Source organism: Amycolatopsis sp. NPDC049252, from assembly GCF_043197175.1.
Classification (GTDB): Bacteria; Actinomycetota; Actinomycetes; order Mycobacteriales; family Pseudonocardiaceae; genus Amycolatopsis.
The window spans coordinates 1-10,849 of record NZ_JBICSQ010000152.1; the positions used below are offsets into that span (position 1 = coordinate 1).

Sequence of the window (10,849 nt, forward strand, 5' to 3'; positions counted from 1 at the left end):
GGTGCCGGTCACCTTCCACGGAAAGCCGTCCACGACGGTCCCGATGGGTGCCCAGGTGGTGTCCGATCCGCTGCCGTTCCCGGTTCGGGCGGCGGAGAACATCACGGTGACGGCCTACCTCGCGCACGGCCAGGCGTCGACGTCGATCACGTCCCACCCGGGCTCGCGCACGACGTCGTACCTGGTGGCGGGCGACCGGGTGAGCGCGCCGGACCTGCCGGGCGCGACCCCGGTCGACCACTGGTACTTCCTCAGCGGCGTCGAGGTGCTCTCCCCCGCGTCGGCGGTGGCGGTGATCGGCGACTCCCTGAGCGACGGCCGGGGCTCGACGACCAACGGCAACGACCGCTGGCCGGACGTCCTGGCCGCGCGCACGTCGTCGGCCGTGGTCAACGAGGCGGCGGGCGGCAACCGCGTGCTGCAGGACGGCCTGGGCCCGAACGTGCTGGCCCGGCTGGACCGTGACCTGCTGGCCCAGAGCGGCGTGGAGTGGGCGATCTTGTTCGAGGGTGTGAACGACATCGGCACCGCCGCGCCCGGAGCGGCCGCGCAGACCGCGGAAGACCTGATCGACGCCTACGACCAGATCATCACGCGCGCCCACGCGCGGGACATCCGCGTCTACGGCGCGACGCTGACCCCGTTCGGCGGCAACTCCCCGTACGACACCCCGGAGCGCGAAGCCGCTCGCCAGCGGGTCAACACGTGGATCCGCGGTCACTTCGACGCGGTGCTCGACTTCGACCGCGTCGCCCGCGATCCGGCCGAGCCCGCGCGGCTCCTGCCCGCCTACGACGTCGGCGACCACCTGCACCTCGACCCCGCCGGGTACCGCGCGCTCGCGTCGAGTGTCCCTTTTGGACTGTTCGACCACCGCTGACGCTCCCCCGCGGGGGTGACGACGCGCTTGTGAAGCCGGCCACAATCCTTTGTGGATGGTGGCCGGCTTCCTCGTCTCTCCGTTGCACTGCGAGACACGCGGCCACTCCATCGAGTGGATCTTGTTGTTGATCTTCATCAATCGAGGGCCCTGCGCGTGACGCACCGTCGATCATCTTGGAAGTAAAGGATTTCCCGGCTGGGCCGAGCGGGAAGAACGGCCCTGGCGCACCGCCGGGCCGGGCCGCCGGGCCGCTGTTAGGGTTCGGCCGCCCTGGTCCGGACCACGCTCGCCGCGGCCGGACCGGTCCCCCGGAACTCCTTGAGAAAAGACGGAACTTGACCCACCTGAACCACCCCGGCCCGCGTGAATCGTGGTCCCCGCAGCCCGGCTCGCCGGACTGGCACGTCACCGCGTTCCTCGGGCCGCAGCCGGGCGCCGGCGATCCCGGCCTGATCGACGCGGTCCGCGAGCTGCGCGCCCGGATCCTGTTCGACCACGGCCGCCGCCCGGCGTTCCTCCGCTCCGACGGCTCCCACGCCGACGACCAGGACCTCGACTTCGGCGCGTGGCACTTCGTGGCCCGCCGCAGCCCCGGCGGCGAGCCGCTGGGCTACATCCGGCTGTCCACACCGGACTCCGGCGACCGGTTCCAGTCCCGGGCCTACCTCGGCGACGCGGACTACGAGGCGTTCCTGGCCGCCGAGGACATCCCCGTGTCCGAGGTGTTCGAGCACAGCCGGCTCGTCGTCGAGCACCGCGCCCGCAAGCTGGGGCTCGGGCAGTACCTCAACGCGCTGGCCATCGGCGCGGCCCACCACCTCGGCGCGCGGGCGATGATCGGCACGTCCGGCACGAAGGACGGCCAGGACCGGTTCCACGAGCGGTTCGGCTTCCGGCCGGTGCCCGGCACCCGCCGCTACGTCCCGCAGTACACCGAAGACGTCGTGATCATGTTCCACCGCGTCCTCGACGGCGCGGGCCGGCAGCACGAGCTCGTGACGCGGCTGCGGGACGAGTTCCCGCTCATCGCGGCGGGCGGCCCGGCACCGCTGCTGCCGCGGCCGCGGACGCCCCGCGTGGCGCCGCTCGCGCTGACCGAAGCCGCCGCGCCCGACCGCGAAGCCTGGCGGCCGGTGCTGTTCACCGCGGCCCACCACCAGGCGCTCGACCGGCTGCTGGCCTCCGGCGAGGTCCGCGAAGTCCACGACACCCTCGACGAGCAGCTCACCGAACTGGTCCGCAGCCGCGAACCGGGGTGCCGGGACGCCGCCGAGATCGCGCGCAAGAAGACCGAGCAGCTGGCCGGCGTCGCGGCGTGGGAGTACGGCACCTGGGTGTGGTACCCGTGGTCGGGGCGGCTGGTGCACGTGCTGCCGCGCGAGGAGTTCCGGCTCGTGCGCACCGACCGCAACCGCGGCCGGATCGAACGGCCCGAGCAACGCGAGCTGTTCACGAAGCGGATCGGCGTCATCGGCCTGTCGGTCGGGAACAGCGCGGCCCTGACGTTCGCGCTCGAGGGCATCGGCGGCGCGTACAAGCTGGCCGACTTCGACGAGTTCGGGCTGTCCAACCTGAACCGGCTGCGCGCCGGCGTGCACCACCTCGGGGTCAACAAGGCGGTGCTGTCCGCGCGCCAGATGTTCGAGATCGACCCGTACCTCGACATCGAGATCGAGCGGGACGGCCTGACGCCGGAGACCATCGAGGACTTCTTCGACGGCGGTCTGGACCTGCTGGTCGAGGAGTGCGACACCCCGTGGGTCAAGATCGCGGCCCGCGAATACGCCCGCGACCTCGGCATCCCGGTGGTGATGGACTGCAACGACCGCGGGATGCTCGACGTCGAGCGCTTCGACGTCGAGCCGGACCGCCCGCTGCTGCAAGGGCTGCTCGGGGACGTGAAGTCCGTCGACCTGGCCGAACTCGGGCACCAGCAGAAGGTCGACCTGATCCTGGCGATGGTGGACGCCGACCGGATCAGCCCGGAGCTGGCCGCGTCGTTCGGTGAGCTCGGGCACACGCTGAGCAGCTGGCCGCAGCTGGCTTCCGGCGTCGCACTCGGCGGCGCGCTGTGCGGCGAGGCGGCCCGCCGGATCCTGCTCGGCCGGCCCTGCGAGTCCGGCCGCTTCTACACGGATCTTTCCCAGCAGGTCAGCCCGTCCCGCAACGTCTTCGCCGGCGGTGCGGTGTGAACCTCCCCGTCACCGTCGCGGGCACCGGCGTCCACCTCCCGCCCGAGGTGGTCACCAACGCCGAGCTCGCCTCGACCCTGGACACCTCCGACGAGTGGATCGTCAGCCGCACGGGCATCCGCGTCCGCCGGCGCCTCGCCCCGGACCGCGCGACGTCGGACATGTGCGTGGCGGCGGCCCACCCGGCGCTGGCGGCGGCGGGCGTCACCGCCCGCGACGTCGACGCGATCATCGTCGGGACCTACACCTACGACCAGCCCCTGCCGTCGACGGCGCTGATCGTGAAGGAGCTGCTGGGCGCGGATCGCGCGCTGACGCTCGACATCACGCAGGCGGCTTGCGCGAACGGCGTCCAGGCGCTGTTCCTGGCCACGCACCTGCTCCAGACGTCGGCGGCCAGGACGGTGCTGGTCATCGCGGCGGACTGCGCTTCCCGCGTCACCGACCCGGCGGACCGCACCACCCGCGTGTTCTTCGGCGACGCGGCGGGCGCGGCGGTCCTGACCCGCACGTCCTCCGGCGGGCTCTTGGGCTGGGACTTCGGCACGGAGCTGTCGTACGACGTGGAGATCCCGGCGGGCGGGTCCCGCCTGCCGGCGTCCGCCGCGACGGCGCCGGACCACTACCTGAAGATGGACGGCCGCGCGGTCTGGAACACCGCGACCCGCTGCCTGCCGGACAGCATCCTCCGCGCGGTCGACGAGGCCGGGCTGTCGGTGGCGGACGTGACGCACTTCTTCCTCCACCAAGCCAACCTGAACATCATCACGGCGGCGCTGGACAAGCTGGGCGTCTCCCGCGCGAAGGCCCCGATCACGGTGGACCGCCTGGGCAACACCGGCTCGGCGGGCGTGTTCACGGCGATGCACGCGGCCTTCGCCGAGGGCGCGGTGAGCCCGGGCGACACGTACGTGGTCTCGTCCATCGGAGCGGGCTTCCAGTGGGGAACGCTCTGCTTCCGCCACGGCTGAGGTGTGTGGCCGCTGCTCCGGCTTCTGAGCCGGTGCAGCGTCCTCCCCAGTCATACCGCAACAGCCCGCACCGTGATCTATTCACTCGGCGGACCGCCAGGTCAGCCAAGACGACGCAGCCGTAATGATCTTCGGAAACACCCCCTTTGCGAAGCACCGCGTTTCGGCAGACATCAACACGTTGCCGTACAGACAAGCATCGATTCGGCTCTTAAGCTCGCGGTCAAGGCACGTCACGCTCGCGGGAGGGCTTGCATGCTCGATGCCAGGCAACACCAGGGCAAGTTCGGTGAGGACTACGTCCGCGTGCTGGCGTCTGCAGGCGGCCTCCTGGTCCTGAAAGACGATCTCGACGTTGACGGCATCGACCTCGGATTCCGTGCCACCGGTAGATACGGGAAGGTGTACTCCCCGACGATCGAGGCACAGATCAAGACATGGTCGAAACCTTCCCGGTCGTCCGGGCACCTGGATTATCGCGGACTTGACGAATGGCAGTTCAACAAGCTCGCTGGTCCTGACTTCACGGTCCCCCGGTTTCTCTTCGTCATTTGTGTGCCCACCGACAACCAGTCCTACGCGGCCTCCATGACGGACGGCGTGATGCTCCGCCACCTTGGCTACTTCGTATCCCTCCGCTCCGAGAAGCAGATCCCACACCCAGATCGCGGTCGGAAACGCCCGGTCAGGGTGCCGACCGCGAACGTACTCACCGCCACGGCCCTGCGCAGGCTCACTGAAACCCAGTCGGTCTGGTAGGCACCACCATGACAGTCTCTTTGAAGGTCGACGACATCGTCAGCTACCTGGCCGAAACGGGCTGGGAGCGGGACGCTGGCTCCTGGAACGGCGCAAGCTCGTGGAGGCGATCCGGCGACTTCGAAATGCTGGTCCCCGCCCAGGACGGCATGGGGGACGGTGAACGCAGGGTACGCGACATCCTCCGGTGTCTTTGCGCGGTCGAGGAGCGCCCGATGACCGAGATCGCGCTGGAGATCTCCCGACCCAACCTAGACAGGCAACTCTTCCGCACGTTCCCGGCAAACCACGACGCCGGATACACCTCCCTGGTGTCCGGTCTTCAGGTGGTTGAGGGGATAAAAAGCCTCCTCAGGACGGTGACGCGGACTGTCCTGCAAGGCCCTCACTTCGCGTTCGCGGGCCGCCCGCCGCCGGCGGTGGGCGAGGTGTTGCGGGCGGCCGAGCTCGGTTCGGCGCGGCCAGGCAGCTATGTGATCGAGCTCAGGCTGGCCGCGGACATGGCAGCCCGCTCCCGAAATGGGGAGGAGGTGGCAGGTAGGACGGTTCTGACGCACATGCTGGAAGCGGTCAGCGCCGCCCGCAGGGCCGTACTGGCCGACGTCCCCGAAGCCTTCGACGACGCTGTTACCGCCGGTGTCTCAGCACAGCTGTGCGAGGCCCTCGGCAAATTATCCGGTGCCGGTCGGAACGAACCGTTCGAGATCGCGTTCCGCTGGGCACGTTTACAACCGCTCCACGCACCGTCACACGTGCTCGCGTTCCCTGCTACTTCGGAGCCGTTGCTCCAAGCGGCGGCGACCCGGCTGCGTGGACTCAATGCGTCCGGACCGGCGACCGTGTCAGGCATCGTCGCCGGCCTGGAAGACGACCCGGCGAGCGGCGAGCGGTGGCGGATCAAGGTACGGGGCGACCTGCGCACAGCACACGTCGAACAATCCCGGCGCACGGCGGTGTGGGTCCGGCTGGCTGACCAGGCCACGTACGACCAGGCCTTCAGCGCGCACCGCGAAGCGCGCCAGATCACCTTGTCCGGCGAACTGTCCAGCTCCACCGGCCGAGTGGAACTGGTGCCCGGGCGGAGACCTGAGTTCTGAACCCGAATCCGGGAGGAAATGCCGTGGTGACTGAATTGACCGTGCGAGACCAGGTGTCCCTGTTCGCCCTGATGGTCGTGGCGAGGCCGGTGACAAACCGGGAGTTACGGGAACTCGCTGGTCTGGAGATCACGGCCGAAGTACGTACGCGATCAAACCTGGACGTCGAGCTGATCGCCTCCAAGAGACGCGGAGCGGTCAACACCCATCGTCTGACCCCGGAGGGACGAAGCTGGTGCGAATCCGCCCTCATCGCAGGGCGCCCCGACGGTGCCAAGTTCCCGGCCGGAGCCTTGTACGCCGTGTTGGACAACGTGGGGCAGTACCTTGAGCGCTCCGAAACGAAGTTCGATGAGTTCTTTCGCCCTGACCTCGAGAGCTGGATCCGTGCGGTCTACGTCGAACTGACGGTCCGTCGGGCCCCTGGCAGTTGGGTCAAGCTTTCCGCCCTGCGCCCGTGGCTGGAGGATCTTCCCCGGAACGTCGTCGATGCCGAACTTGACCGGCTGATCGACCTACCCGACGTGCAATTGATTTCTGAACTGAACCGGAAAACGCTGAGCGACGAGGATCGAGAGGCGGCGGTCGAGATCAGCGGCGAGGAACGTCACCTGTTGAAGATCGGCGCGGCGTGAACCGGCAACTGGAGGCCCTGGAGCAGCTCCACCTCAGCACCGCGCTCACACCGGATGAGGTATGGAGGTCTCAGAGTTCCTACCACGTCGGAAGCCTTCACCCTGAGGTTTCCCGGCGGATGCTCGCATCGATGTCGGCGATCGGTGCTGATCATGCGCCGATAGCGGCTGTGGTGCAGGGCGAGACCGGGTCAGGCAAAACTCATCTCCTCGGCTGGACCCGCCAGGAAATCCAGACACGCGGTGGGTTCTTCTTCTACATCAAGTTCGTGGCCGGTCGGGATTTCTGGGAGAGCGCCTCGGCCAGCCTGGTCGACAGTCTGTACCGCAAAGACGACGGAGGCCACGAACAACTGCTGGTTCTCCTCGACGACCTGGCTCGCCGGGCATCCCTCGACGACACGACCCGTGCTGCGATCACCGGCGAACGCGAGTTGACCCGCATTCAGCTGGACACGTTCATCGGAGGTATCAGGCGCTTGGACCGGCAAGTGGCAAACGAGGCGGGGTACACAGCACGTGCCCTCGCGCTCGTCGCCTCGTCAGGTGCGGCCGTCGAAGCCGGCACCTCGTACCTGGCCCTCAACGACGACGATACCGAGCTGCGAACCACTTGGGGCTTGCCACCCCGGGCACGGCCGGCGCAGCTGCTTCTCCGGGATCTCACCCGGCTCTTCGCCCTCGCCGGGCCGCTCGTGTTCGCCTTCGACCAGCTCGACGGCCTCGTAGCAGCATCGGAGACTTCTCTGGGCGCGCCTTCCTCTGGAGAGAGCCGCGCAGCAAAGCGCCTGACCAGCGACATCGCCACAGGCCTGATGAATCTCCGGGAAGAGACCCGCCGCACTTTCATCGTGGTCGCGTGCCAACCCGACACCTGGCAGAAGATATCGCGGGTCGCGATCCGGTCCGCGCTGGACAGGTTCGACCTTCTGCCCGAGCTCGGGACGATCCCAGACGAGCCCACGGCCGCGGCCATAGTCAGCAGTCGGTTCCGACTCGGCTACGAAGCCGTGGGGTTCCTGCCACCGAGTCCGATCTGGCCGATTGGTGCCGCCGCGCTCACCGAGGCTCCGCAACGTTATACAGTGCGCCGACTGCTCAACCGCGTCGCCGAGCACATCAAGAAGTGCCTGGACACAGGGACGGTCGTCGAGTTGACTTCGTTGACCGACGACAAGCCCGTCACGCCTCCCGCACCCGCATCGGACGATCAATCGGTCACGTTGACCAGCCGGTTCGAAGACCTTCGGCGCAACGCGGATCTCTCCGGCCCCCTCGACAAAACGACTGAGGACCGCCTCATGCCTGGCCTGCTGGGTGCCGGCTTGAAGAGCCTCGTGAAGGAACTCGGCGGGGAGGACACCCGTTTTCAGATCGAAACCGCCTTCGGCCGCAATCCGGCGTTGCACGCACGGCTTCGCTACGTCTTGGACGAGAAGACGGAGGAATCCGTTCACTGGTCCTTCCGCGCGATCGCCGCGGACAACGCCAGCGCCGCACAGACTCGGATCACCAATGCGATGAAGGAGTCCGGCCTGGCCGCAGGGCTGTCGAGCCGGCGAATGACTCTGCTTCGGAACACTTCCTACCCGACAGGCCCGAAGAGCGATCAAATCAAGAGAGATTTCTTCGCGCGAGGTGGGTCGTCGGTCCCGATCGGCGCCGATGACATCCAGACGTTCACCGCCCTACGGAGCATGCTTGCCACTCGCCAGCCAGGTCTCGACGATTGGCTTAGATCGACTCGTCCGGCGTCGCAAACCGAGGTGTTCGCATCCGTGCTCAACGAACTCCGTCCCTATCTCGACAGCCCAGAACCACACGATGATCAAAGCTGCGCGAGCACACCGACGCTGCACGAAATCGTCATCGGCAAGACGAAGAGAGGCAGCCGGAACTTTACCGTCGCCATGAGACAGCTCCGGATGCACACTGCCGTTGTCGGGGCGGCCGGTTCGGGGAAGACGGTGCTGCTCAAGAGGCTTGTCGAGCAATGTGCTTTGCAGGGTGTTTCGGCCATCGTCCTGGATCCGAACGACGACCTGGGCCGGCTCGGTGACCCGTGGCCGAGCACACCGGAAGGCTGGACGAAAGAACAGGAGGACGAAGCACAGCGCTATTTCTCCGGCACCGAAGTAGTGGTATGGACACCCGGGCTGAACCGGGGCCGGCCACTGTCCTTTCACCCGCTCCCCGATTTCGGCCCGGTGCTCGGCGACGTCGACGACTTCAATCGGTTACTAACGTCGACGGTTGCCACACTTGCGCTACAGGCGGGCATCAGAGGCAAGGGCGCGAGAGCTACTCAGCAACTAGGGGTGCTGCGGCGAGTGCTCGATCACTACGTGCGCGACGGTGGACGAACGATGGCCGGGTTTGTCGAACTGCTCGCTGAGCCACCCAGTGCGGCTGTCAACAGCAGGACGAGCCGGCTGGCCGTCGACATGGCCGACACACTCGAGGCCGCGATGGAGACTGATCCCATGTTCGGGGAGTCCGGGGCACCCGCTGACCCAGGCATGCTCCTGACGCCGTCGCCGGGAAAGACTTCACGGGTCTCGGTGATCAGCTTCGTCGGACTGGCCGGTGACGCGTCAGCGCGTTTCGTCAGCCGTTTGCAAGCCGCACTGTTCTCCTGGTTCAGGGCGCATCCTGCGGGCGACCGCCCCTTGGGAGGCCTCCTGGTCATGGACGAGGCGCAGAACTTCGTGCCGTCAAGCGGCGCGAATCCGAGCACCGAAAGCACGGTGGAGCTCATCCGTCAGATACGGAAGTACGGGCTCGGTATCGTGCTCGCCTCACAAGCGCCCAAGGGAATCCACCACCAGACAGTGGGAAATACCGCGAACCAGTTCCTCGGCCGGATGAGTGTGCCGGTTCAGCTCGACGCGGCCAAAGCGATGGCACAATCACGCAACTCGCGTGTCGACGATCTCGGCAGCCTCAGTCGCGGCATCTTCTACGCCGCCGGAGAGGGGACCGGCTTCAGCAAGATCGAGGTGCCGATCTGTCTCAGCCACCACACCGGCCCCCTGCAGGAGGACGAAGTCGTCGAACGCGCTCGCCGCGCGTGAAAGAACCGCCCTCTCGACTGATGCCGGCGATAACGTGATCACCCGTGCACCCGCTGTGAACAAGCCGCGGCTGCACGGCTGCGGATCGGGGCCGGGTTGCGGTTCGGTTTCACCACGCCGAAGTTCCGGTGGCAAGTCTTGACCAGCTCCCTGACAGGGGCGGCGGCGCGATACTGGACATCTCTTGGACACAAGGGAAAACGTGACGGCGGGGCACGTGATGGAGGTCACCCTCATGCCCTATAGTGGCGCCGTCTGTTCGTCCCCACCCGCAGTCGTCGCTCCCGAAAAGGGGAAATTCATGTCCGACGTCATCAACAGCATCTTCGGCCGCGCCAACAGCGGCACCACCACTCCCGGCGGGTACGCCACCCCTCACACCGAGACCGGATCCGGGACCGTGGACCCGGCCGCCGCGCCCGAAATCGTTGACACCGAGGCGATCGAGGAGACCCCGGCCGACACCGTCGAGCCGGCCGAGGACGCCGTCGAGACCGAGGACCACGACGAGAGCGACGACACCGAGACCGCCGAAGCCTCCGACGAGGCCGAAGCCGACGAAGACCTCGAGGACGAAGCCGTCACCGAGGACGCCGACGAAGACTCGGCCGACGCAGCCGAGGACTCGGCCGACGACGCCGACGACACCGAGACCGACACCGCCGAGGTCGCGGAAGAAGCCGACACCGACGAGACCACTGTGGAGGCCGAGCCCGTCACGGCCGTGGCCGAACCCGCCGTGGCGGCCGAGGTCGTCGACGAGGCCGAGCGAGTGGTCGCGGCGGCAGCCCGGCCCGCCGCCGGCACCCGGGGCGCCACCACGATCGGCGACGACGTCGTCGTGAAGATCGTGGCCCGCGTCGCCCGCAAGGCCGAGGGGGTGCACGAAATCGCCGCCGACGGTGTCGAGGTCGCGGTCGACGGCGAGGTCGCCACCATCACCATCTCGCTGGTCATCGAGTTCGGCCACGCCGTCAAGGCGCTCGGCGAGCAGATCCGGACCGACGTGATCGAGGCCGTCGAACAGTTCCTCGGCCTGGACGTCGAGGGCGTCGACGTGCACGTCGCCGACATCCACTTCCCGGACGCCGACTGACATCCACCACGGTTCGGTCCCGGGGCGCGCCCCGGGACCGGGCTAGCTGTGATGTCCAGGGACGTTGTCCCGAGTTGAGGTGACCAGCGGCGGCCTGTCGTGCTGACAGGTGAAGGCCTCCGGTTGTGAAGTGGAGGTGTCT

The 10,849-nt window shown here is 67.8% G+C and carries 8 protein-coding genes; all 8 read left to right on the forward strand.

Going from position 1 to position 10,849, the window contains the following annotated elements; all coding sequences use genetic code 11:
* The coding region (locus tag ACGFMK_RS48000) for an SGNH/GDSL hydrolase family protein (protein ID WP_392778462.1) at positions 1–880 on the forward strand (880 nt) is incomplete at its 5' end.
* A gap of 338 nt (positions 881–1,218) precedes the next feature.
* On the forward strand, positions 1,219–3,075 hold the full coding sequence (locus tag ACGFMK_RS48005; RefSeq protein WP_392778464.1) for a ThiF family adenylyltransferase: 1,857 nt from the start codon (positions 1,219–1,221) through the stop codon (positions 3,073–3,075).
* On the forward strand, positions 3,072–4,046 hold the full coding sequence (locus ACGFMK_RS48010) for a 3-oxoacyl-ACP synthase III family protein (RefSeq protein ID WP_392778467.1): 975 nt from the start codon (positions 3,072–3,074) through the stop codon (positions 4,044–4,046). Before ACGFMK_RS48005 ends, ACGFMK_RS48010 begins: the two co-directional genes overlap by 4 nt.
* 255 nt (positions 4,047–4,301) lie before the next feature.
* Positions 4,302–4,805, forward strand: a complete 504-nt coding sequence (locus ACGFMK_RS48015) for a DUF4365 domain-containing protein (protein WP_392778470.1) — start codon at positions 4,302–4,304, stop codon at positions 4,803–4,805.
* A gap of 20 nt (positions 4,806–4,825) precedes the next feature.
* Positions 4,826–5,902: a hypothetical protein gene (locus ACGFMK_RS48020; protein ID WP_392778472.1), complete on the forward strand. Its 1,077-nt coding sequence runs from the start codon at positions 4,826–4,828 to the stop codon at positions 5,900–5,902.
* 26 nt (positions 5,903–5,928) lie between these two features.
* Positions 5,929–6,537 carry a hypothetical protein gene (locus ACGFMK_RS48025; protein WP_392778475.1) on the forward strand — a complete coding sequence of 203 codons (609 nt, stop codon included), beginning with the start codon at positions 5,929–5,931 and terminating at the stop codon, positions 6,535–6,537.
* Between the two features lie 119 nt (positions 6,538–6,656).
* A complete protein-coding gene (locus ACGFMK_RS48030) occupies positions 6,657–9,611 on the forward strand; it encodes a helicase HerA-like domain-containing protein (protein ID WP_392778478.1) in 2,955 nt (984 codons plus the stop codon).
* Between the two features lie 301 nt (positions 9,612–9,912).
* Positions 9,913–10,707, forward strand: a complete 795-nt coding sequence (locus ACGFMK_RS48035) for an Asp23/Gls24 family envelope stress response protein (RefSeq protein WP_392778481.1) — start codon at positions 9,913–9,915, stop codon at positions 10,705–10,707.
* Positions 10,708–10,849 lie beyond the last annotated feature (142 nt).

Excerpts from the sequence above, each read along its gene's own strand:
- ACGFMK_RS48015 (WP_392778470.1), top strand. The coding sequence starts at position 4,302 with ATGCTCGATGCCAGGCAACACCAGGGCAAGTTCGGTGAGGACTACGTC.
- ACGFMK_RS48030 (WP_392778478.1), top strand. The coding sequence starts at position 6,657 with ATGCTCGCATCGATGTCGGCGATCGGTGCTGATCATGCGCCGATAGCG.
- ACGFMK_RS48035 (WP_392778481.1), top strand. The coding sequence starts at position 9,913 with ATGTCCGACGTCATCAACAGCATCTTCGGCCGCGCCAACAGCGGCACC.